Below are 21,188 nucleotides of genomic sequence, written 5' to 3' on the forward strand. Positions count from 1 at the left end.
AAGAAACGGCCTAGCTGTCCAGCCCGATCGCGAACGCCGCCTCCAGATCATGCTGCGAGTACGTGCGGAACGCGATATGCGTCTCGGTCGAAGCCACCCCCGGCACCTTGCTGATCCGCCCCGGAATGACCTCCGCGAGATCATCGTGCCGAGCCACCCGCACCATCGCGATGAGGTCGTACGCCCCGGTCACGGAGAACACCTCGCTCACCCCCTCCAGCGCCGCGATCTGTTCGGCGATCTCGGGGATCCGGTCCACGTCGGTCTTGATGAGCACGATCGAGGTGATCACGTCGGTTTGTCTCCTTCGGCGGGCCCGGCCGCGTCGTTCACGGGGGATTTCACTCTAACCGGCCGTTCCCGGCACACCCATGCGAAGCCGAAGCCGAGGGCGAAGCCCATGACGTGGGCGAGGTAGGCGACTCCGGGGCGGTCGTCGGGGGCGCCGACGCCGGGCCACTGGAGGGCGAACCAGAAGAGGAGGACGGCCCAGGCGGGGAAGCGCAGCGGGAGGAAGAAGAGGAACGGGAAGAGGCTGGTCACCCGGGCCCGGGGGAAGAGATGGAGGAAGGCTCCGAGGATTCCGGAGATGGCCCCGGAGGCGCCGACGAGCGACTGGGCGGATCCGGCGTGCACGGCGGCGTAGCCGAGCAGGGCGAGGAAGCCGGTGACGACGTAGCACAGGGCGAACGAGAGGCGGCCCATGCGCTCCTCCGCCATCGCCCCGAAGACGTGGAGGAAGAGCATGTTGCCGAGCAGATGCAGCCAGTTGCCGTGCACGAAGAGGGCGGTGAACGGGGTGACGAGGGACGCCGGCAGCCCGTGCCAGAGCTCGTCCGGCACCACTCCCCACCGTTCGAAGTAGGCCGTCTGCGCGGCGAGCAGGTCGGCGCCGGTGCCGTACGAGGGATCGAGGCCGGACGCCGGACCGATCAGGAAGACCGCGCAGCAGGTGGCCAGAACGGTACGGGTGACCCAGGGGGTGCGGGGCCGGTCCCGCCGCACTGCCTTTACGATCATGGGCAGATCATGGCGTACCGGGGCAAGCGGTACGGAGAGCCTCGCCGGTCGCTCCGGCTCGTGCCGGTCCCAACCCGCCACGGGGCGGGCAGGCCGTAGGGTTACGACGAACGCCCCGCACCCCGCACGCCACGAACAGGACGGACGGCACCATGGACGTTCCCCGGCCGACCGCCACCGCCCGGTGGCGCCGCACCCCGTGCGGGCACCCCCCACGCCCCCGCGTGAGCCGCCCGGCCGGGGCGGGACGGGAAGCGGGGCCGGAGACCGGGCCGGTGGACCGTCCGGGGACGAGCTGAGGAACGGAGCGGACACGCGTGGTGGAGCACACGGACGGCGAGGAGACGGCCGGTGACGACGACGGCCGCGCCGGCGGCGTCGGCGAGGTGCTCGACCGCCCGTTGCCCGAGGGGATCCGGCGGCGTGTCATCGGACTCGTCGCCGAGGCGTTCGGCGGGCTGACGGTCCCCGAACTCCCCACGCAGCTACGCCAGTACGCCCGCTTCACCCCCGCCCGCCGGGCCAAGTTCGCGGGCAACGCGATGGCCGCGGCCGTCGAGACCGACACCGCGTTCCGGCAGCGGATCTCCGCCCGGCTCCGGGAGACCGGCTCCGAGCTGGCCCGGGCCCTGGAGGCCGGGTCGCCGCCCGCCGCCGCCGACCCCGAGGACGTCGCGGCCATGGCCTTCGTCCTGCGCCCGCCCGGCTGGGTGAAACTGGTCACCGCCGCCGGCGAGGAGGCCCAGCGCGCCAGCGCCGAACGGGCCGGCGAGGAGGCCCAGCGCGAGCTGCGGCAGCTCCGCGAGGAGCTCGCCCGGGTGCGCGACGAGGCCCGTACCGAGGCCGACCGGGCCCGCGCCGAGCTGGAGACCGTCCGCAAGGAGGGCGAGGGCCTGCACCGCAAGCTGCGCAGCGCCCTCAACGACGTACGCCGCGGCGAGGCGGCGCTCCGCAAGGCCCACGCCGAGCTGGAGGCGCTGCGCACCGACGCGGCCGCCGAACTGGCCGCCGCCCTCGGCGAGACCCGGCGCGTCAAGGCCCGGCTCGCGGAGGCCGAGTCCGCCCTGGAGGCGAGCCGCCGGGCGGTCCGCGAGGGCCGCAGCGTCGAGGACATGCGGCTGCGGCTGCTGCTCGACACCGTCCTGGACGCCGCCCAGGGGCTGCGCCGCGAACTGGCCCTGCCCCCCACCTCCGTCCACCCCGCCGACCTCGTCGACGCGGTGGAGCCCGGCCGCATGACACCCAAGGACATCGCCGCGCGCGCCCTGTCCGAGACCGACCCCGCCCTGCTCGACCAACTGCTCGCCCTGCCGCAGGCACACCTGGTGGTCGACGGCTACAACGTCACCAAGACCGGCTACCCGACGATGCCGTTGGACAAGCAGCGGCTGCGGCTGCTCGGCGGGCTCTCCATGCTCGCCGCGCAGACCGGCGCCGAGATGACGTGCGTCTTCGACGGGGCCGAGCTGGCCGCTCCCGTGCTGCTCGCGCCGCCGCGCGGGGTGCGGGTGCTCTTCAGTAAGCCCGGGGTGACGGCTGACGAGCTGATCCGTCAGCTTGTGCGGGCCGAGCCGCCCGGGCGGCCTGTGGTGGTCGTGTCCACCGACCGGGAGGTGGCCGACGGGGTCGCCAAGGCGGGGGCCCGGCCGGTGGCTTCGGCGTTGCTCCTGCGGAGGCTGGCGCGGACTTGAGCCCCTGACCCTCCCCCAGAGGGGGCACCCCCATTCGCCGTTTCCTGGGGGTCAGCCCCTAGACCTCCCTGAAACCGCGCTCCGCGCGGTTGTCCTCAAACGCCGGACGGGCTGAAATCAGCCCGTCCGGGGGTGCGGGGGCTGCCCCCGCAAGAAACTGGGGGCACCTCCCAGCGGTAGCTGGGGGAGAAAGGGCGGGACCGGGGCACCCCCCCCCACGTCAACAACGTGAAAGCTGAGCAACGATTTCCCTCAAGGGATTTGAACCGATCATATGAGGGTCACTAAGGTCTGGCCTCGAACCTTCGCGCGGTGATCATCCAATCCGGATGACGTGAAGTGTCCCGCCGTGCCCAACCGCGCGCCAGCGCGCCCCGGCGGCCGAGGAGAAAAGGAGCTCGACTCCGTGGCGTCCCACCGTCGTCCCAAACAGCCGAGCCGTACTCGGGTGACCGTCCTCACCGCGACCGCCGCCGCAGCCGTCGCGCTCTCCGCCCAGGCGGCCTCCGCCGATCCCGGGGCCAAGCCGACCCGCAGCGAGGCCAAGGAGAAGGTCGACCGGCTCTACGAGCAGGCGGAGCAGGCCACCGAGAAGTACAACGGGGCCAAGCAGCGGCAGGAGAAGCTGGAGAAGGAGGCCGGCGAGCTCCAGGACCGCGTCGCGCGTGGTCAGGAGGAGGTCAACAAGCTCCGGGACGGGCTCGGCGCGGTGGCCACCGCCCAGTACCGCACCGGCTCGGTGGATCCCTCCCTCCAGCTGCTGCTCTCGTCCGACCCGGACACGTACCTGGAGCGGGCGTCCACGCTCAACCAGGTCAGCGCCAAGCAGGCGGAGGCGCTCCGGCAGATCGCCACCAAGCAGCGCGCCCTGAAGCAGCAGCGCGAGGAGGCGGCGGGCAAGCTCGCCGACCTGGAGTCCACCCGCAAGGCGCTGGGCGAGCGCAAGGCCGAGGTGCAGGGCAAGCTCGCCGAGGCGCAGGACGTCCTCAACTCCCTGACGGAGAAGGAGCGCGCCGCGATCGCCGCCGCTGAGAAGGAGGAGGCCGCCAAGGCCGCCGCCAAGGCGGGTACGAGCACGGACGACTCGGGTACGAGCGGGTCCAAGGGCGGCTCGAAGGACGGCGGTTCGGGGCAGACCGGCAGCAGCGGCAAGGCCGTCCCGGGCTCCGGCCGGGCGGGCGCCGCGCTCGCCGCCGCGCAGTCGAAGATAGGGTCCCCGTACGTCTGGGGCGCGACCGGCCCGAGCTCCTTCGACTGCTCCGGGCTGACCTCCTGGGCCTACGCCCAGGCCGGCGTCACGCTCGACCGCACGTCGGAGGCGCAGGCCAACGACGGCACCCGGATCTACGACCAGAGCCAGCTCCAGCCCGGCGACCTGGTCATCTTCTACGGCGACATGCACCACGTCGGGCTGTACGCCGGCAACGGGCAGGTGCTGCACGCGCCGCGCACCGGCACCGTCGTCCGCTACGAGGCGATGAGCAACATGCCGTTCCAGTTCGGCGTTCGCGTGGGCTGACCGGGCACGGGGTGGCCGCCTTACCCGACTGCCCTCCGGTTCCACCGTTAAGCCGTCCGGCCCTGCCAATCCACCCGTTCGGGTGGCGTCGCATCGGCCGCGGAGGCTCCGACGCCCCGCCCATGACCTGCGTCTTGGGCGGGGCGTCCGGCGTTTCCCCGAGGACGCGCCCGGGTTCCACGTTCCGTAGCGGTCTTTGAACGGAGAGTGAGCGAGCCGCTACTGTCTGCCGCCGGCGCGGTGCCCCCGCCGTCGTCCGCCCGTCCGGGCGGCAGGGGGCCGGCAGGGGGCCGCGCGAGCGAAGGGAGTACGGCACCACGTGGCGTCCCACCGCCGATCCACGTCCTCCGGTCTCGCCCGGACCGTACGGGTCACCGTCCTGTCCGCCGCCGTGGCCACCGCGGCGGCCGCGTTCTCGCCGTCCGCCGCCGCCCGCCCCGGGGGCCCCGCCGATCCCGCCGGTTCCGCGGGCGGTGCCGGGGGCGCCGCTTCGTCCGGCACGGTCCGGGCGCGGCTGGACCGGCTCTACCGCCAGGCCGAGCGGGCCACCGAGCAGTACAACGCCGCCGGCGAACGGGCCGGCGCCCTGCGGCGGAAGGTGGAGCAGGCCGCCGACCGGGTCGCCCGCGGCCAGGAGACGGTCAACCGGATGCGCAACGCCCTCGGGACGGTCGCCGCCGCCCAGTACCGGAACGGGCTCGTGGACCCCGCCCTCCGCCTGCTGCTCTCCTCCGACCCCGACCGCTACCTCGACCGGGCCTCCGCCCTCGAACGCGTCACCGGCCGGCAGACCGAGCGGCTGCACGCCCTGCTCGCCGCCCAGCGCGCGCTCGGCCAGGAGCGGCTGGAGGCCGCCCGCGCCCTCGCCGAACTGGAGGACAGCCGCCGGGCCGTCGCCCGCCACAAGCACGAGGTCGAGGGCCGGCTCGCCGCCGCCCGCCGGCTCCTCAACACGCTGCCCGACGGCGAACGGGCCCGGTACGCCCGCGCCTCGCGCTCCGCGGGCGGGTCCCGCGCCGGCTTCCTGTTCGCGGTGCCCTCGCCGTACCCCTCGCCGGGCGGGGACTCCGCGCTCCCCGACGCCGGTTCCGCCCGCGGGGCCGCCGCCGCGCGGGCCGCCCGCTCGGCCGTCGGCCTCCCCTACGCGTGGGGCGCGAGCGGCCCGTTCGCGTTCGACTGCTCCGGGCTGACGCAGTGGGCCTACGGCCGCGCGGGCGTCGGCCTGCCGCGCACCTCCCAGGCCCAGCGGAACGCGGGCCGGCACGTCCCGCTGTCCGAGGCCCGCCCCGGCGACCTCGTCATCTACCGGGACGACGCCAGCCACGTGGGCATGTACGTCGGCGACGGGCAGGTGGTGCACGCGCCGTACCCGGGAGCGCGGGTGCGGTACGACCGGGCGGACATGATGCCGATCTCGTCGGTCACGCGGCCGTGAACGCGTCTCGGAGTACGTCCCCGCCGCCCCGGCCCGGGTGACCGGCCGGCCGGCTCGTACGATGCGGGCCATGGACGGCCCCACGAGACGACCCGGCGGCGGACGCCGGGCGGCGCTGCGCTTCCTGGCCGTCGCACTGACCGCCCTGCCGGCCCTCGCCGGCTGCGGGGCCGGGCCCGTCGACGGTGCGGCCGTCCGCGACACGGACGCCGTCCGGCGGCTGCTCGACGGCTGGGCGACGGCGCTGCGCGACCGCGACGAGGGCGCGTACCTCGCCGCCGTCGACCCCGGCGAGCGCGCCTACCGGGACCGCCGGCGTCAGGTCTTCGCCAACCTCGCCGACGTGCCGCTCGCCTCCTGGGAGTACGGCGCCGTCCGCACCGGCGGCTTCACCCCCGCGCCCGGCGACGGCCACCGGGTCGCCGCCGAGGCCGAACTCCGCTACCGGCTGGCCGGTTACGACACCGCGCCGGTCGCGGTCCCGGTCCGGCTGACGGCCGTCCGGCGCGGCGGGCGCTGGTACGTGGCGGGGGACGACACCGCGTCCGGCGACCGCCAGCTCTGGGAACAGGGCCGGGTCACCGCCGTCCGCGGCCGGCACAGCCTCGTCCTCGGCGCGGGACAGGAACCGGCCGCGCTGCGGGCCCTGTCCGGCCTGGCCGACGCGGCGGTGCCCGCCGTGGCCGCCGCATGGCCGGACGGCGAGCGGGCGGATAGTGAACGACCGGACGGCGACCGTCCCGGGCGGCTCGTCGTCGAGATGCCGGCCTCGCTGGACCGGATGGGCGCCCTGCTCGGCGCGCCGCCCTCCGACTACCGGGGCATCGCCGCGGTGACCACCACGGCGGGGGAGAAGGGCGGCGGCGGCCCCGCCCCCGCCGGGCGGATCGTCGTCAACCCCGAGGCGTACACCGCCCTCAGCCCCTTCGGCCGGCGGGCCGTCCTCACCCACGAGGCCACCCACGTGGCCACCCGCGCCCGTACCACCGACACCACCCCCATGTGGCTCTCGGAGGGCTTCGCCGACTGGGTCGCCTACCGCACCGCCGACCGCACTCCGGCCGCGATCGCCCCCGAACTGGCCCGCGCGGTCACCGCCGGCCGGACCCCGGAGCGGCTCCCCGCCGACGCGGACTTCCGCTTCACCGGCGGCGCCGACCGCCTGGCCCGCGCCTACGAGGGCGCCTGGCTCGCCTGCCGGATGGTGGCGGAACGGTGGGGCGAACGGAAGCTCGTCGCCTTCTACCGGGCGGCCGGTACGGGTTCCGTGGACAAGGCGGCGCGGGGGGTCCTGGGAGTGGGGGAGCGGGAACTCACGGAGGGATGGCGGGGGTACGTAGCGAAGACGCTGCACTGAGGCATGTAACTCAGGTCACATCGGCCCCGTACGTGACCCTGGGAACGCTCGATTCCGCCCTGATTCGGGCGGTGATACGGGCATTCGTCCCACCGGAGCGCCCGCGCGGGCACTCTTGAGCCCCACCGGCCGTGGTGCGAAGATCGGCCGCCGTACGCCGACACACTGCCCACCGCCCACCGGAGACCCGACGGGGGAGATCAGTTGACGCCACAGTACGACCTCATCGCCGCGCAGTACGGAGAGGTGGACCGCCTCCTCCAGTCCTACCGCGAGAACGTGGAGATCCCCTCGATCCTCCGGGCCCTCGGCCCGGTGGACGGCGCCTCGGTCCTCGACCTGGGCTGCGGCACGGGCCCCTTCACCCGGCTGCTGCGCCGCGAGGGCGCGGCCGACGTGCTCGGGGTGGACGCCTCGGGCCCGATGATCGAACTCGCGCACCTGGAGGAGCGGGAGGAGCCGCTCGGCGTACGGTACGAGGTGCGGGACATCGCCGACCTGCCCGTCCTGGGCGCCTTCGACCTCGTCACCGCGGCCGCCGTCCTGCACTACGCCGACTCCTTCGGCACCCTCACCCGCATGTGCCGCGGCGCGTACGCCAACCTCGCGCCGGGGGGCCGCCTGCTCGCCGTCGTCGGCAACCCGAGCCTGGAGCCCGAGGTCACCCAGCCCAACGGCTTCGTCCTCCACCGCCCCGCCGCCCCGCGCGACGGCGACCCCTGCACCATCTCCATCCCCACCACCCCGCCCTCCACCCTCACCGTCCACTACTGGACCCGTGATGCGTACGAACGGGCCCTGGCCGACTGCGGCTTCACGGACGTGACGTGGGAACCCGTCGAGGGCCTCCCGGCCGCCACCGAGCCCGTCAACCTCATCGTCACCGCCCGCCGCCCGTGAGGGACGCGCGGGCGGCGGGGCGGGCGGCGTCAGGAGCCCCGTACGGGACCGTGTGAGCGGCGCGCCGGTGATGGCGCGCCGCCCGGTGCGGAGGTCCCGGTTCAGCAGCCGCTGGAGTTGAAGTCCCGGAACGCGGCGATCGTCTTGGGCCCGGCTTCTCCGTCAACGGCGAGGCTGTAGCCGTACGCGTTCAGGTACTTCTGCAGCGCTCTGATCGTGTTGGGCCCGACGGCACCGTCGACGGTTCCGGCGCCGTAGCCCTGGGCGTTGAACATCCGCTGGGCGGCCTTCCAGCTGTTGGCGCCCAGCTGCCCGTCGATCGTGCCGGGATCGTATCCGTTGGAGCGCAGCCAGCACTGCCAGTTCTTGGCCTGGGTCGTGTTCAGCCCGAGGTTGTTCACCGCGAGGATGGAGACGCTCTGGGAACTCGTCGCCGGCTGGGACGCCGCGGAGGCGGTGCCCGCAGTCGCGAGGCCGCCGGCCACGAGTCCTGCGACGGCGGTGATGCCGACGAGGGTCCTCGTCAGAACGTTCGGTCGCATGCGCTTCCCTTTCGGGTCGGCGGGCGGTACCGGACGCGACAGGGCGCTCTGGAAACAGGGGTCGCGTGCGATGCCACCCGTGCTCGGTCGGAGCGCGCGTGAAGCGGGCCCGAGCCGTCCCGTGGCCCGACCGCTCCAGCGCGGTACGGACCAGAAGCTAGCGCCGCCCGCGTGCGCCGCTCAACCGCCTTCCGGCAGATGTCTCAAACAGCGCGGGAGAGGCAACCGCCGGATGAACGTGCCGAATTCGTCCTTGCGCGGCGCTGCCCACCGGGCACGCTACTCGCGATAGTTCAGACCGTGGTGCACCAAAAACCTCGGATAGCCGAACCGTCGCCCGAGCGCGTCGAACGAGTCGTAGCTCTTTCTGTCGATCGCGACGAAGTACGCGTTCATGGAACGCAGGAACAGCCGGTATCCGAGGTCGGCGCAGGCATGGACGACCGTCTGCTCAAGGGCCGGCACCAGCGAGACCGGAGGCCGCCCGTACGTGGAGGCCGCCGTCGCACGGCTCAGGTCGTCCGCGACCGACCGAATCGCCCGCAGAACGGCACGGCTCATCTCCTCGTCCACCACCGGCTGTGGTGGCGGAGGGGTGAACGCGGGGTCGTCCTGCCGTACTCGGGCGAGCCAAACTTCTTCGAGTCTCCGCAGCCACGTGCGGGTATCCGGGGCGTACTCGACCGGGTCGGAACACCCATGGGTGGCGCCGAGCCACACGGTACGGATCACCTCGTCCGGGAGCGGGGACCGCAGCAGCCGGCGAATGTCCTGCCCGAGCTGCCGGGCCTTCGACCGGTCGAATTCTTCCACCGCTGTTTCCGGAAGCCTGAGCCAGTACGCGGCCGGTCCGCCTTCCCGGGGGAGGTACCGCTCGGCGTCCTCCGGAGAGAGGGCGTCCGGGATGTCCCACTTCGAGGTCACCCACGTCAGCCCGATGTCCTCGACGTAGATGTCTTCGAGGTATTCGTACGACGCCCCGTCTTCTTCGTCTTCTTCTGCTGCTGCTTCTGCTTCTTCCGCCAAGGTCGGCCATCCCGGGTCAGCGTGCGGACGACACGCTTGCCCAGTGTGGCTTCCCCGCGTACTCCTGCCGAACGGTTTTCTCGACGGCCGCGCGGCTCGGGGCGCCGCATGGGCGACGCTCAGGGGTGGATGCTGAGGTGGGTCAGGCCGGTGGTGTGGCGGATGCCTCCGCCGATCGCGCAGTCCGTCGGGAGGCTGCCCGGCAGCGTCTGGATGGTCTTCTCCGCCGCCGCGCCCTTGCCGCGGCCGCCGACGACCTCGCCTCTGAGCAGGGCGGTGTTGAGGCCCGCCACGCGGACCGAGGGACCGGCCTGGTAGGCGATGACGGTCGTGGTGCCGTCCGCGAAGCGCAGGGTCTCCTTGGACCTGTTCCAGGACAGCAGGAGGCAGCCGCCTCCCGTCATGCCCTCGGTGTGGTACGTGGCCGTGCTGCGGTGGCCCGAGCCGTCCGTGCAGTGGTACGTCCCGTCGACGGAGACCTTGGCGGAGCCGGCGGAGGACAGGCCCAGGCCCGGTCCGTAGGTGATGTTCTCCTGGCCCGTGCACTCCAGGGCTGTGTATTCCCGGGCCTGGCCTCCGGCCTGCGCCGCGGGGACGCCGCCGGCGGCCGCCGCCAGCAGGGCGAGGGAGGCCAGGGTGATGCCCGCTCCACGACTGCCGATCACGATGCGTCCCTTCGTAGCCCGAACCACGGTGTGGCCGACGCCCACTTGGATACCCCTCCGCATCGTCGGCCGCACCGCCTCCTCGGACGGCCAGGAGCGACACAGGCTCCTCACACCCCTTCGTGCGCCCTCGCGCCCGCCGCACGCCCTGCCCCGGAGCGGCGCGGCGGCGTCACCGTAAGTCGTCACGAGGCCAATCGGCCATGGGAGTTGGCGATGAGTGACACGCGCTCGACGGCACCCCGGGTGACCTCGGTGGCGGTGGCCGCGCCGCCGCACCGGCACCGGCAGGCGGAGATCGCCGCCGTGTTCGCCGAGGCGTTCCTGGGCGCCGACGCGGCGGCGCGCCGCACGTTCACCGGCCTCGCGGGCCGCGCCTCACCGGCCGCGTGCGGCAACATCTCCTCCGCCGCCGTCCTGGACGTCCTGCACCGCATCTGACCGCTTCCGCCGGCCCACCCGCCCCTGGTTCGCACGGCCTGCTGCTCGCCGTCGGCCCGGGGCCTACCACGGAACTGGTGCTGCTGCGCTGGCCGGAGTCCCGTTATTCCTGAATGGTCGCGATGAACGCGGACCAGGCGGGGTCGGGAAGAGGAGCGTCGGGGTGGTGGGATGTCCGCTGTCGCGGATGGGGATGGTTCCGGAGGGGGCGTAGGCGGGGGCCCCTTCGAGGCATTGGCCGCTGTTGCCCTCGCTGTAGGTCGATTTTTTCCACGTTGCACTGGTGAGGTCGGGAGTGGTGCTCATTGTGAGCCCCCTGCTCAGCGTGCCTTGATGCTCGTGACGAACGCAGACCATGCGGGTGCGGGGAAGGCCAGGGCCCGTTCCGTCGGGCGCTTACTGTCTCGGACGGGGACGGTACCTGAGGACGGTATGAGATTGCGGGCGAATTGGACGCATTGACCGCCGTTTCCCTGACTGTAGCTGGACTTCTCCCATATCGCCTGAGCAAGGATCGAGGTGTGAGTCATGCGCGTACGCCTCCAAGACATGTCTGATGAGGGCTTGGGACTGGGTAGGAGACAGCGCGTCTGCGCGAAGGCGTTCGTATGCCGCCCGCGCCTCCGCTACCACGGCTGCCGAGTCGTTCACTTGCCCCCGTTGGTAGGTCTCCTCGTACAGGACATCAGTTCCGTCCTGCCGCGTCAGCAGGTTAAACGCCACTCCTCGCGAAGGCGTGTTCGCCGTGAAGGGGAGCACCTGGACTGCGATGTGGGGCGACTCCGATGCCCCCAGCAGGTGGCGCAGTTGGACCAGCATGACGTCGGTGCCGCCCACGGCGGACCACAGCACGGCCTCGTGCAGGATCACCCACAGCGACGGTGGATGCGGTTTGTCGAAGATCTCGCGTCGCCGCATGCGTTTCTCGACGCGCCGCTTGATTTCGGCCGGGGAGTCCTGTGGGTGGGCGGAGCGGAAGACTGCCTCGGCGTACTCCGGAGTCTGCAGTATGCCCATGATGAAAGCGTTGGAGTAGTCGCAGATCACCCGCGCCTCACGCTCCAGTTGCAGATACGGAATGAACCACGTCGGAGACCCCGCGTCCGCCGCCCGCTGTCGCATCCGCGCGTACGTCCCCGGCGTACCGAACACCCGGTCGCACTGTGCGGCGAAGGCCGCCGACGCGAGCTGTTCGCCGCGTTCGACCTTGCTGACGTACGGCTGGCCGCAGTGCAGGGCGTCGGCGAGCTGCTCCTGGGTCCAGCCGCGGGCTTCGCGGGCGGCCTTGATCTCCTCGCCGAACTCGCGGGCGGGGGAGAGCGGTTCGCCGGGTGAACGACCGAGCATTTGTTCAACTCCCCTTATTCCAAGCGGCTTTGGAATCCCAAACGGCCTGTTCAGGCGGGCCGTGGAGGTGGAGTCTAAGCCTCACGGTTGATGCCCGCTCGCGAAGAGCGGAACACCACGAAGGGTCGAACGCATGACGCAATCGAAGGCCGCCTACCGGCCCGGCGCGTGGCTGACGGATACGCGGCGGGGGAAGGTCGGGCAGGTGATGGAGCACCGGGGGCCGAGGGTGTGGTTGCGGGCGCCCGGGGGTGGGCGGGAGTGGGAGGCCGAGCCGGGGTGGGTGCGGCCGGCGACGTTGGAGGAGCGGGAGCGGGCGGGGGTGCCGGGCGGATCGTTCGCCGTCACCCGGTACGGGACCGTTTCGCGGCGGGGTGACGTGTGAGCCCGCGGTCGTTCCCGCCGCCCATGTGGGACCCGCCGCCCCTGCCGCCGACGCCGCACGGGAGCGGGCCGTTGGTGAACCCCGCGCCGCACGAGTGCGGGATGTGCCGGTGGTACACCGCCGCCGAGACCGCGGCCCGGCAGCGCGGGGACGCGGAGGCGGCGGAGGTGTACCGACGGAGGCGGGCCGGGCATCAGGGGCAGTATCCGCACCGGCAGCCATCCGCACCGGCAGCCGGAGCGGCGGGTCTGATCCGCGATCCGCGCGCCTGATCCCGTGCGTCAGGGTTCCTCGTGGTGGGATTCCGGCTCCGCGATCTCCTCCGACCAGTCCGTGCCCAGCGCCGCGGCGAGGCGGTGCAGTGCCGCCTCGGTGCGGCCGTAGAAGGCGAGTTCCGTGTCGCCGTACCCCGTGTTGTGCTGCGCGATGACGTCCGGGCCGCCCAGGAACTCCGTGTGTGCGCCCAATTCGCGCCACGGCAGCAGGCCCATCGGGCGCAGCACCTCGCGCAGGCGGGCCATGGCCTCCGGGGTCAGTTCCGGTTCCTCGACCGTCCAGCCGTAGTGGTCGGGGAGGCGGACGGCCGCCAGCGCGAGGAAGAACTCCGAGACCGAGTGGCTCTGGAGGGTCCACTCGCGGTCCTCGACGGTCACCAGGACCGGCGGGTCGACGAGGTGGGCGCGGGCCGCCGGGTAGCCCCACTCGTTGCAGAACTGGTCCTCGGCCATCAGGACGCAGACCCGGGGGTCCTCGTCCGGGCCCGTGAACGGGTTGTCGCGCGGCAGGCCGTCGGCGACGCCGTACCCCGTCGGGTCGGGGCGGACGGTGGGCGGCCAGACGGGGTTCGTCCAGTAGAGGCGCCAGCGGTCGGCGAAGGAGTTGAACGGCAGGTCCCACCACTCGTCCAGGGCGGCGGGTATGGGGAGGGAGCGGTCGACGTCGTCCGGTTCGGCGTCGGTCCCGTCGCCCTCGGGCGCGGCGGGGCGCAGGCCGGTGACGTACTCCTTGTGCGCGTCCGGCTCGTCGCGCTCCCAGCGGGCGCCGCCGGTCGGCTCGTACCCCCACTCTTCCTGGAACGCGCGCAGCAGCTCCCAGCGGGCGGCGCTGCCGGCCGGTTCCGTCGCCGCCACCCGCCGGGCCGCCTCCAGGCGTTCCGCGAAGCGGCCGTAATCGATCTCTGTGGTCATGGGTACGGTCTACAGCAGCCCCTTCAGCCGCTCCGCCAGCAGGTCCCAGCGCCAGCGCTCCTCCACCCAGGCGCGGCCCCGCGCCCCCATGCGGGCGCGCAGCTCCGGGTCGAGGAGGAGCGTCGTGACCCGGTCCGCCGTCTCGGCGGCCGACTCGCCGCGCACCACGAACCCCGTCTCACCCTCCAGCACCGCGTCCGGGGCGCCGCCCGAGTCGCCGGCGACGACCGGCAGGCCCGTCGCGGACGCCTCCAGGTAGACGATGCCGAGCCCCTCGACGTCCAGGCCGCCGCGCCGGGTGCGGCAGGGCATGGCGAAGACGTCGCCGGCGCCGTAGTGGGCGGGGAGTTCGTCCCACTCGACCGGGCCGGTGAAGCGGACGGACGCGGCGACGCCCGTCTCCTCGGCGAGCTTGCGCAGATCGCCGGCGTACGGACCGCCGCCGACGATGAGCAGGACGGTGTCCGGAACGCGGGCGAGGACGGCGGGCAGGGCGCGGATCAGGGTGTCCTGGCCCTTGCGCGGGACCAGCCGCGAGACGCAGACGACCACCGGGCGGTCGGTGAGGCCGAGCCGGGCCCGGACCGCGTCGCCGCCCGAACCGGGGTGGAACGTCTTCTCGTCCACGCCGGGCGGGAGTTGGACCATCCGGGACGCCGCCTCGCGGGTGAGGGCGGAGGCGATGCGCGAGCGCGTGTACTCACCCAGATAGGTGATCGTGTCGGTGCCCTCGCCGATGCGCCGCAGCAACTGCCGGGCGGCGGGCAGCTGCGCCCAGCCCGCCTCGTGGCCGTGGCTGGTGGCGACGATCCGCCGCGCGCCCGCCGCCCGCAGCGCCGGGGCCATCAGGCCCAGCGGGGCCGCCGCGCCGAACCAGACCGAGGAGCAGCCGTGTTCCCGCAGCAGCCCGGCCGCGCGGCGGGTCACCCGGGGCGTGGGCAGCAGCATCGTCGTCCGGTCGCGGACGACGCGGAACGGCTGCTCGGCGTCGAACCGGGCGGTGGCCTCGACCCCCTCGCGGCTCCGCTTCCACGTCGACGCGTAGACGACGATGTCCGCCGGGTCCAGCCGCAGCGCCATGTTGTGCAGGAACGCCTGGATGCCGCCGGGGCGGGGCGGGAAGTCGTTGGTGACGATCAGGGTCTTGTGCATGCCGGTTGTTCGCTTCTCCGTCGCTTCTCCGTCCGCGCGGCGTCGCATGGCGCGGGTGTCGTGGGGAGGGGGCGTGTGCGACAGTACCCGCCCTGTGTGCCGGGACGGCGGCCGGGCGGTGGCGGACCCTGCGACGTCGGAGGTGCCCGCGGCGTCTCGGCGGCGATCGGGCGGCAATGGCGCCACGACGCCGCACGTCACCGAGGACCGGTCGCCGGACGGGCATCATGCCTTGCAGTGACGGCACCATCACGGCGTGTGGTGCCCCGACGGGACGAGGTGGACGATGGCGGGCTCCGGTACGGGCTCCTCCGGTACGGGCTCACGACTGCGGCTGCTCCTCAGGGTGGGGGGCGGTGTGGGCCGCCACCCGGACCGTCCTCCTCCTGTGCGTGTTCCGGGTGCTGGACATGCCCGGCTCGGACGTCGGCATCGACATCGAGGTGATCTACCGGCGCTGGTACGGCGTCTTCTCGACCGGCGTCTTCCCGTACGACGACGTCACCTGGCAGTACCCGCCCGCCGCCGCCCTCGCCGTCCTCTCCCCGGGACTGCTGCCGTTCCTCGACTACGCGCACGCCTTCTTCCTGGTGTGCTTCGCGGCGGACGCCGCGATCCTCGGCATGCTGCTGTACGCCGTGCGGAACGGGCGGCGCAGCGCGCGCGGGGTGTGGGTGTGGGTGCTCGGCGTACCGCTGCTCGGACCGATCGTCTACGCCCGGTACGACGTGATGGTGACCGCCGTCGCCGTCGCCGGACTGCTCGCCCTCGGCCGCCGGACGCGGCTCGCGGGGGCGCTCGCCGGGTTCGGGGCGCTGCTGAAGGTATGGCCCGTGCTGCTGCTGGCCGGGGTGCCGCGGGGGGCTCGGACGCGGTCGGCCTGGAGCTCGGCGCTGGTCACCGGCGTCGTCCTGCTGATGCTGTTCGCCGCCGCGATGCCGGGGGCGCTCGCCTTCCTCACGTTCCAGCGGGACCGGGGGACCGAGGTGGAGTCACTGGGGTCGATGGTGTTCCACCTGGCCCGGCACTTCGGGTGGCACGGGCGGGCCCGGCTGCACTACGGGTCCGTCGAGTTCCTCGGACGGCATGTGCACGCGGTGAGCGCGCTGGCGCTCGGGCTGAGCCTGGTGGCTTTCGGATGGCTGCTGCTGTGGCGGCTGCGGGCCCGGAGGTTCGAGGAGTGCACACCGTCGGATGCGGCTTTCACCGCGGTGCTGCTCTTCACGACGACGAGTCGGGTGATCAGCCCGCAGTATGTGGTGTGGCTGATCGGGCTCGCGGCCGTCTGCGCGACCGTTCGGTCTACGCGGCAGGGGTTGCCGATCGTGCTGGTGTTGCTCGCCGCGCCGCTGACGCAGTTGGAGTTTCCCATCTGGTTCCGGCATGTGATCGCCAGCGACATGTTGGGGGTCGCGACGCTGACGTTGCGCAACGCTTTGCTGGTGGTGGCGACGGTGGTTGCCTGCCGGCGGCTTTGGCGGGCCACTGTCAGTGTGCCGCCTTCCGTGGCGGGGGAGCCGGAGCCTCCGGCTGAGCGGGCTTCCGAGCTCGTCTCGGGGTGATTGGTCCCCAGCCCCGCCCCTTCCCGTTTCTTGCGGGGGCCGGCCCCCGCGCCCCCGAAACCGCGCTTCGCGCGGTTGTCCTCAAACGCCGGACGGGCTGAATCTCAGCCCGTCCGGCGTTTGAGGACCTCGCGGCGAAGCCGCGATGCCGGGGGCCGGGGCGCACCCCCTACCCGTGATAAATGGCCTCGATCTCGTGCGCGAAATCCTTCGCCACCACATTCCGCTTAAGCTTCAGCGACGGCGTCACATGCCCCGACTCCTCCGTGAACTGCCCCGGCAGGATGCGGAACTTGCGCACCGACTCCGCCTTCGACACCGCCGCGTTGCCGTCGTCGACGGCCTTCTGGACGTCGGCGAGGAGCTCGGGGTCGTCGGCGAGGTCGGCGGCCGTGAGGCCGGCGGGCTTGGCGTGGCGTTCGAGCCAGCGGGGGAGGAAGTCCTCGTCGAGGGTGACGAGGGCGCCGACGAACGGGCGGCCGTCGCCGACGACCATGCATTCGGCGATGAGGGCGTGGGCGCGGATGCGGTCCTCGATGACGGCGGGGGCGACGTTCTTGCCGCCGGCGGTGACGAGGATCTCCTTCTTGCGGCCGGTGATGCTGAGGTAGCCGTCCTCGTCGAGGGTGCCGAGGTCGCCGGTGTGGAACCAGCCGTCCTCCAGGGCCTCGGCGGTGGCCTTCTCGTTGTTCCAGTAGCCGGTGAAGAGGTGCTCGCCGTGCAGCAGGACCTCGCCGTCGTCGGCGATGCGGATGACCGAGCCGGGGAGCGGCTGGCCGACCGTGCCGATCTTCGGGCGGTCCCAGGGGTTGAAGGCGGTGGCGGCACAGGACTCCGTCAGGCCGTAGCCCTCCAGGACGGTGAAGCCGATGCCGCGGTAGAAGTGGCCGAGGCGTTCGCCCAGCGGGGCGCCGCCGGAGATGGCGTGGGTGGCGCGGCCGCCGAGGACCGCGCGGAGCTTGCCGTAGACGAGGCGGTCGAAGACCTTGTGCTTGAGCTTGAGGCCGAAGCCCGGTCCTGCCGGGGTGTCCAGGGCGCGGCTGTAGGCGATGGCGGTGTCCGCCGCCTTGTCGAAGATCTTGCCCTTGCCGTCCGCCTGGGCCTTGGCGCGGGCGCCGTTGTAGACCTTTTCGAAGACCCGGGGCACGCCCAGGATGAGGGTCGGGCGGAAGCCCGCCAGGTCGTCGGTCAGGTTCTTGATGTCGCTGACCATGCCCAGCCGGATGGGGGCCATCAGCGCGGCCACCTCGACCAGCCGCCCGAAGACGTGCGCGGCGGGGAGGAAGAGGAGGACGGAGGAGTCGCCGGTGCGGAAGAGGGGCTTGAGACGCTCCACCGCGTTGCCGCACTCCGCGAAGAAGCTGCGGTGGGTGAGGACGCAGCCCTTGGGGCGGCCGGTGGTGCCGGAGGTGTAGACGATGGTCGCGGGGGTGTCGGCGTCGGCCAGCGCGCTGCGCTCGTCCACCTCCTCGTCGGTCAGGTCCTTGCCGGCCGTGCGGAGGGTCTCGACGGCACCGGCGCCGGCCTCGTCGCCGTCACCGCCCTCGATCTTCCAGACGTGCTTCAGGTCCGGCAGCGACTCCCGGACGGAGGCGACGGCCGCCTCGTGCGCGTCCGTCTCCACCAGGCAGGCCACGGCCCCGGAGTCGCCGAGGATCCACTCGATCTGCTCGGGCGAGCTCGTCTCGTACACGGGGACGGTGACGCCGCCCGCGCTCCAGATGGCGAAGTCCAGCAGCGCCCACTCGTAGCGGGTGCGGGAGAGCAGGCCGACGCGGTCGCCGGGCCGGACGCCCGAGGCCATCAGGCCCTTGGCGGCGGCGCGCACCTCCGCGAGGAACTCGACCGCGGTGACGTCCTGCCACCGGCCTCCGACCTTGCGCCCTATGACCGCGACATCTGGGTGGAGCGAAGCGTTCCGGCGGATGAGATCCGTCAGGTTTCCGTCCGCTGGGACCTCATAGAGGGCCGGAAGGCTGAACTCGCGCAAGACTGCTGCTCCTCGTCGGGCGCCGGCGCCGCCGCGTCGTCGAGGGGCGCTGCGTCGGCTGCGGTCCATGTAATACGGGCACGGTGAAGGACGGCCCGGACGTTACCCACCAGTACTGGTTTCGAATAGAGGGTCACGCCCAGATGTTCTGTGCGTCACATGCCGCGGGACCGCTCCCGGCACCCTAGCCCCTCCCTTCGGTGACCCGGAAGTAACCGCAGGTCGCGGCCCTCCTGTGGCTCTCCTGTGGCCCTCCTGCGGCCCTTCCGCAGGGCCTGGACTCGACCTAGGGTGCTGCTCATGCGAGGCAGCGGGAGCACCAGGGTTCATGTGGTCAGCGATGTGCACGGGAACGCCCGGGACCTGGCCCGGGCGGGCGACGGCGCCGATGCCCTGATCTGCCTCGGCGACCTCGTCCTCTTCATCGACTACGCCGACCACGCGCGCGGCATCTTCTCCGACCTCTTCGGCGCGGCGAACACCGCCCGCCTGGTCGAGCTGCGCACCGCCCGCCGCTTCGACGAGGCCCGCGCCTTCACCCGTGACCTCTGGGACGGCGTCGACCGCGTCCCCGCCATCGAGCGGGCGGTGCGCAAGCAGTACGCCGAACTCTTCGCCGCCTTCCCCACCCCCACCTACGCCACCTACGGCAACGTCGACCTCCCGCCGCTCTGGCCGGAATTCGCCCGCCCCGGCACCACCGTCCTCGACGGCGAACGCGTCGAGATCGGAGGGCGCGTCTTCGGCTTTGTCGGAGGTGGCCTGCGGACGCCCATGCGCACCCCTTACGAGATCGACGACGAGGCGTACGCGGCCAAGGTCGAAGCGCTCGGCGAAGTCGACGTCCTCTGCTCCCACATCCCGCCTGACCTGCCCGAACTCTGCTATGACACGGTCGCCCGGCGCTTCGAGCGCGGCAGCTCCGCCCTGCTGGAGGCGATCCGCGCCACCCGCCCCCGGTACGCGCTCTTCGGCCACGTCCACCAGCCGCTCGCCCGCCGGATGCGCGTCGGCGTGACCGAATGCGTCAACGTCGGGCACTTCGCCTCCACCGGTACACCGTGGGCCATGGAGTGGTGACACGCCGGGAGAGGTAGCCTTCACCGGCAGACAGCGCAGCCCGCGCGGACAGTCGGCCGGACCGGCACGGAGGAGCCACAGCGATGGCGGAACACACCAGCTCGAGCATCACGATCGAGGCGAGCCCCGCCGAGGTCATGGCGGTGATCGCCGACTTCGACCGCTACCCGGCGTGGACGGGCGAGGTGAAGCAGGCCGAGGTGCTGGAGCGGGACGAGAAGGGCCGCGCCGCCAAGGTGCGCCTGGTGCTCGACGCGGGTGCGATCAAGGACGACCACACCCTCGCCTACAGCTGGCCCGACGAGAACACCGTCTCCTGGTCCCTGGTGAAGTCGGCCATGCTGCGCCAGCTCGACGGCTCGTACAGCCTCAAGCCGGTGGCGGGCGGGCGGCACACCGAGGCGACCTACATGCTCACCGTCGACGTCAAGATCCCCATGCTCGGGATGATCAAGCGCAAGGCGGAGAAGGTCATCATCGACCGCGCCCTCGCCGGGCTGAAGCAGCGCGTCGAGACCGTCGCCGCTTCCTGACCCCGCTTTCCCCTTCCGTTCCGGAGGCTTCCCCCTTGCGTACGGTCCTCGTCACCGGTCCCGGAGGCGCGGGCCGCACCACCGTCGCCGCGGCCACCGCGCTGGCCGCGGCCCGCGCCGGACGGCGCGTCCTGCTGCTGACCACCGACCCCGGGCCGGCGCCCGGCGCCGTCCTCGGCACCCCCCTGCCCGACGGCGGCGGCGACGCCCGCCGGCCCTTCACCCCGCCCGTCGAGGCCGCCCCCGGGCTGTGGGCCGCCCGGATCGCCACCGGCGAGCACTTCACCGCCCTCGCCGGCGAACTCCAGGAACGCGGCTCCGCCCTCTTCGACCTGCTGGGCGCCGCGCCCCTCGACCCCGAGGAGTTCACCGAACTCCCCGGCGCCGAACCGCTCGCCCTGCTCGCCGCCCTGCGCGCCGCGCACGCCGACGGGGTCGGCTGGGAGCTGCTCGTCGTCGACATGCCCCCCGGGCACGACACCGTCCGCCTGCTCGCCCTGCCCGGGCAGCTCCGCCGCTACCTCCGCCGGCTGCTGCCGCCCGAACGGCAGGCCGCCCGCGCCCTGCGCCCGGTGCTCGCCCAGCTCGCCGGGGTGCCGATGCCCGCCCAGCGGCTCTACGAGCTCGCCGGGCACTGGGACGCGGAACTGGCCGCCGTCCAGGACGTCCTCGACGCGGAGGGCGCCGACGGCACCGGGGGCACGACCGTCCACCTGGTCGCCGAACCCGGTCCGCTCACCGCCGACGCCCTGCGGACCGTCCGCGCCGGCCTGGCCCTGCACGGCTGCCGGCTCGGCGCCCTCGTCGCCAACCGGCTGCTGCCGGACGGCGGCGATCCGTGGCTGGCGGGGCGCGGGGAGGCGCAGCGGGCCGCGCTGAAGGGGCTGTACGAGGAGTACGGCGCCGGGGGCGTGCCCGTCGTCGAACTGCCGCACCTCGGGCGGGACCCGCTGGGCGTCGACGGCTCCGGCGGGCTTGAGGCGCTGGCCGCGGCCGTCGGGCCCGTCCCCCCTCCGCCGCCGGCGCCGGCCCCCACCGTCGAGGACCGGCTGGCCGACGACAACCTGCTCGTCTGGCGGCTGCCGCTGCCCGGCGCCGAACGCGACCGGATAGGCCTGGTCCGGCGGGGCGACGAACTCCTCGTCGCCGTCGGCCCGTTCCGCCGCGCGCTGCCCCTGCCGTCCGCCCTCCGCCGGTGCACGGTCTCCGGCGCGGGGCTGCGCGACGGGGCGCTCTGCGTCCGCTTCACGCCGGATCCGGAGCTCTGGCCGCGGACGGGGGCGTAAGGAGCCCTTCCGGGACCCGTTCCGGCCCCGCCCGGGCCTCGGGCGGCTCCCCGGCAGCCGCCCCCGGCGC

21 protein-coding genes and 1 pseudogene are annotated in these 21,188 nt (G+C 73.1%); 11 read left to right on the top strand and 11 right to left on the bottom strand.

Features of this window, described 5'->3' with window-relative positions; genetic code table 11:
• Positions 1 to 10 precede the first annotated feature (10 nt).
• Both K7I03_RS24325 and K7I03_RS24330 read right to left on the bottom strand, forming a co-directional pair.
• Complete coding sequence (locus K7I03_RS24325) at positions 11 to 292, bottom strand: Lrp/AsnC family transcriptional regulator (protein WP_004949419.1); 282 nt, start codon at positions 290 to 292, stop codon at positions 11 to 13.
• Entirely contained in the window at positions 289 to 1,020 is a 732-nt protein-coding gene (locus K7I03_RS24330; protein ID WP_185945257.1) for a rhomboid family intramembrane serine protease, read from the bottom strand. The genes K7I03_RS24325 and K7I03_RS24330 overlap by 4 nt, the downstream gene beginning before the upstream one ends.
• 386 nt (positions 1,021 to 1,406) lie before the next feature.
• Here K7I03_RS24330 and K7I03_RS24335 point away from each other — a divergent pair, with 386 nt between their 5' ends.
• The 5 genes from K7I03_RS24335 to K7I03_RS24355 all read left to right on the top strand — a co-directional run bounded on the left by K7I03_RS24335 (position 1,407) and on the right by K7I03_RS24355 (position 7,922).
• Positions 1,407 to 2,711 carry an NYN domain-containing protein gene (locus tag K7I03_RS24335; protein WP_185945295.1) on the top strand — a complete coding sequence of 435 codons (1,305 nt, stop codon included), beginning with the start codon at positions 1,407 to 1,409 and terminating at the stop codon, positions 2,709 to 2,711.
• 406 nt (positions 2,712 to 3,117) lie between these two features.
• A complete protein-coding gene (locus K7I03_RS24340; RefSeq protein ID WP_185945256.1) occupies positions 3,118 to 4,230 on the top strand; it encodes a C40 family peptidase in 1,113 nt (370 codons plus the stop codon).
• A gap of 319 nt (positions 4,231 to 4,549) precedes the next feature.
• Complete coding sequence (locus tag K7I03_RS24345; RefSeq protein ID WP_185945255.1) at positions 4,550 to 5,665, top strand: C40 family peptidase; 1,116 nt, start codon at positions 4,550 to 4,552, stop codon at positions 5,663 to 5,665.
• 61 nt (positions 5,666 to 5,726) lie between these two features.
• Positions 5,727 to 7,022, top strand: coding sequence for a hypothetical protein (locus K7I03_RS24350; protein WP_185945254.1), 1,296 nt, complete (start codon positions 5,727 to 5,729; stop codon positions 7,020 to 7,022).
• Positions 7,023 to 7,226: 204 nt separating this feature from the next.
• Positions 7,227 to 7,922, top strand: a complete 696-nt coding sequence (locus K7I03_RS24355; RefSeq protein WP_185945253.1) for a class I SAM-dependent DNA methyltransferase — start codon at positions 7,227 to 7,229, stop codon at positions 7,920 to 7,922.
• A gap of 101 nt (positions 7,923 to 8,023) precedes the next feature.
• Here the strand turns inward: K7I03_RS24355 and K7I03_RS24360 are convergent, their stop codons facing one another.
• The 3 genes from K7I03_RS24360 to K7I03_RS24370 form a co-directional block, all read right to left on the bottom strand.
• The gene (locus tag K7I03_RS24360) at positions 8,024 to 8,464 is read right to left on the bottom strand and encodes a peptidoglycan-binding domain-containing protein (protein WP_185945252.1); all 441 of its coding nucleotides are present in this window, start codon (positions 8,462 to 8,464) and stop codon (positions 8,024 to 8,026) included.
• 279 nt (positions 8,465 to 8,743) lie between these two features.
• The gene (locus tag K7I03_RS24365) at positions 8,744 to 9,490 is read right to left on the bottom strand and encodes a hypothetical protein (RefSeq protein ID WP_185945251.1); all 747 of its coding nucleotides are present in this window, start codon (positions 9,488 to 9,490) and stop codon (positions 8,744 to 8,746) included.
• A 119-nt stretch (positions 9,491 to 9,609) separates the two neighbouring features.
• Positions 9,610 to 10,155, bottom strand: coding sequence for a hypothetical protein (locus tag K7I03_RS24370; protein WP_185945250.1), 546 nt, complete (start codon positions 10,153 to 10,155; stop codon positions 9,610 to 9,612).
• 216 nt (positions 10,156 to 10,371) lie between these two features.
• Between K7I03_RS24370 and K7I03_RS34105 the strand changes: the two genes are divergently transcribed.
• Complete coding sequence (locus tag K7I03_RS34105; RefSeq protein ID WP_185945249.1) at positions 10,372 to 10,596, top strand: hypothetical protein; 225 nt, start codon at positions 10,372 to 10,374, stop codon at positions 10,594 to 10,596.
• A gap of 63 nt (positions 10,597 to 10,659) precedes the next feature.
• Here the strand turns inward: K7I03_RS34105 and K7I03_RS24380 are convergent, their stop codons facing one another.
• From K7I03_RS24380 to K7I03_RS24390, 3 genes and pseudogenes are all read right to left on the bottom strand, one after another.
• Positions 10,660 to 10,953, bottom strand: coding sequence for a DUF397 domain-containing protein (locus tag K7I03_RS24380; protein ID WP_317988271.1), 294 nt, complete (start codon positions 10,951 to 10,953; stop codon positions 10,660 to 10,662).
• A pseudogene (locus tag K7I03_RS34110) lies at positions 10,917 to 11,033 on the bottom strand (DUF397 domain-containing protein); the annotation flags it as partial. The gene K7I03_RS24380 and the pseudogene K7I03_RS34110, both read right to left, overlap by 37 nt.
• Complete coding sequence (locus K7I03_RS24390) at positions 10,993 to 11,943, bottom strand: helix-turn-helix domain-containing protein (protein ID WP_185945248.1); 951 nt, start codon at positions 11,941 to 11,943, stop codon at positions 10,993 to 10,995. The gene K7I03_RS24390 and the pseudogene K7I03_RS34110, both read right to left, overlap by 41 nt.
• Before the next feature lie 133 nt (positions 11,944 to 12,076).
• Between K7I03_RS24390 and K7I03_RS24395 the strand changes: the two genes are divergently transcribed.
• Positions 12,077 to 12,328 (top strand): hypothetical protein, encoded by a 252-nt coding sequence (locus K7I03_RS24395; protein ID WP_185945301.1) that lies wholly within the window; start codon positions 12,077 to 12,079, stop codon positions 12,326 to 12,328.
• Between the two features lie 281 nt (positions 12,329 to 12,609).
• Here the strand turns inward: K7I03_RS24395 and K7I03_RS24400 are convergent, their stop codons facing one another.
• A complete protein-coding gene (locus K7I03_RS24400) occupies positions 12,610 to 13,515 on the bottom strand; it encodes a hypothetical protein (protein WP_185945247.1) in 906 nt (301 codons plus the stop codon).
• A 9-nt stretch (positions 13,516 to 13,524) separates the two neighbouring features.
• Complete coding sequence (locus tag K7I03_RS24405; protein WP_185945246.1) at positions 13,525 to 14,667, bottom strand: glycosyltransferase family 4 protein; 1,143 nt, start codon at positions 14,665 to 14,667, stop codon at positions 13,525 to 13,527.
• A gap of 410 nt (positions 14,668 to 15,077) precedes the next feature.
• Between K7I03_RS24405 and K7I03_RS24410 the strand changes: the two genes are divergently transcribed.
• Positions 15,078 to 16,229, top strand: coding sequence for a glycosyltransferase family 87 protein (locus K7I03_RS24410; RefSeq protein ID WP_317988292.1), 1,152 nt, complete (start codon positions 15,078 to 15,080; stop codon positions 16,227 to 16,229).
• 169 nt (positions 16,230 to 16,398) lie between these two features.
• Here the strand turns inward: K7I03_RS24410 and K7I03_RS24415 are convergent, their stop codons facing one another.
• Complete coding sequence (locus K7I03_RS24415) at positions 16,399 to 18,219, bottom strand: AMP-dependent synthetase/ligase (protein WP_185945245.1); 1,821 nt, start codon at positions 18,217 to 18,219, stop codon at positions 16,399 to 16,401.
• Between the two features lie 300 nt (positions 18,220 to 18,519).
• On the opposite strand from K7I03_RS24415, the gene K7I03_RS24420 reads away from it, so the two are divergent.
• The 3 genes from K7I03_RS24420 (at position 18,520) to K7I03_RS24430 (ending at position 21,118) form a co-directional block, all read left to right on the top strand.
• Positions 18,520 to 19,299, top strand: coding sequence for a metallophosphoesterase family protein (locus K7I03_RS24420; RefSeq protein ID WP_185945244.1), 780 nt, complete (start codon positions 18,520 to 18,522; stop codon positions 19,297 to 19,299).
• A gap of 83 nt (positions 19,300 to 19,382) precedes the next feature.
• On the top strand, positions 19,383 to 19,832 hold the full coding sequence (locus tag K7I03_RS24425; RefSeq protein WP_185945243.1) for an SRPBCC family protein: 450 nt from the start codon (positions 19,383 to 19,385) through the stop codon (positions 19,830 to 19,832).
• Positions 19,833 to 19,867: 35 nt separating this feature from the next.
• Entirely contained in the window at positions 19,868 to 21,118 is a 1,251-nt protein-coding gene (locus tag K7I03_RS24430) for an ArsA family ATPase (RefSeq protein ID WP_185945242.1), read from the top strand.
• Positions 21,119 to 21,188 lie beyond the last annotated feature (70 nt).

The sequence above is a fragment of the Streptomyces mobaraensis genome, from assembly GCF_020099395.1.
GTDB lineage: Bacteria > Actinomycetota > Actinomycetes > Streptomycetales > Streptomycetaceae > Streptomyces.

Bases quoted from the DNA above. Each gene is read 5' to 3' on its own strand.
- K7I03_RS34105 (WP_185945249.1), top strand. From the start codon at position 10,372: ATGAGTGACACGCGCTCGACGGCACCCCGGGTGACCTCGGTGGCGGTG.
- K7I03_RS24425 (WP_185945243.1), top strand. From the start codon at position 19,383: ATGGCGGAACACACCAGCTCGAGCATCACGATCGAGGCGAGCCCCGCC.
- K7I03_RS24380 (WP_317988271.1), bottom strand. From the start codon at position 10,953: ATGGTCTGCGTTCGTCACGAGCATCAAGGCACGCTGAGCAGGGGGCTC.
- K7I03_RS24390 (WP_185945248.1), bottom strand. From the start codon at position 11,943: ATGCTCGGTCGTTCACCCGGCGAACCGCTCTCCCCCGCCCGCGAGTTC.
- K7I03_RS24330 (WP_185945257.1), bottom strand. From the start codon at position 1,020: ATGATCGTAAAGGCAGTGCGGCGGGACCGGCCCCGCACCCCCTGGGTC.
- K7I03_RS24405 (WP_185945246.1), bottom strand. From the start codon at position 14,667: ATGCACAAGACCCTGATCGTCACCAACGACTTCCCGCCCCGCCCCGGC.
- K7I03_RS24350 (WP_185945254.1), top strand. From the start codon at position 5,727: ATGCGGGCCATGGACGGCCCCACGAGACGACCCGGCGGCGGACGCCGG.
- K7I03_RS24410 (WP_317988292.1), top strand. From the start codon at position 15,078: ATGCCCGGCTCGGACGTCGGCATCGACATCGAGGTGATCTACCGGCGC.
- K7I03_RS24400 (WP_185945247.1), bottom strand. From the start codon at position 13,515: ATGACCACAGAGATCGATTACGGCCGCTTCGCGGAACGCCTGGAGGCG.
- K7I03_RS24420 (WP_185945244.1), top strand. From the start codon at position 18,520: ATGCGAGGCAGCGGGAGCACCAGGGTTCATGTGGTCAGCGATGTGCAC.
- K7I03_RS24395 (WP_185945301.1), top strand. From the start codon at position 12,077: ATGACGCAATCGAAGGCCGCCTACCGGCCCGGCGCGTGGCTGACGGAT.
- K7I03_RS24360 (WP_185945252.1), bottom strand. From the start codon at position 8,464: ATGCGACCGAACGTTCTGACGAGGACCCTCGTCGGCATCACCGCCGTC.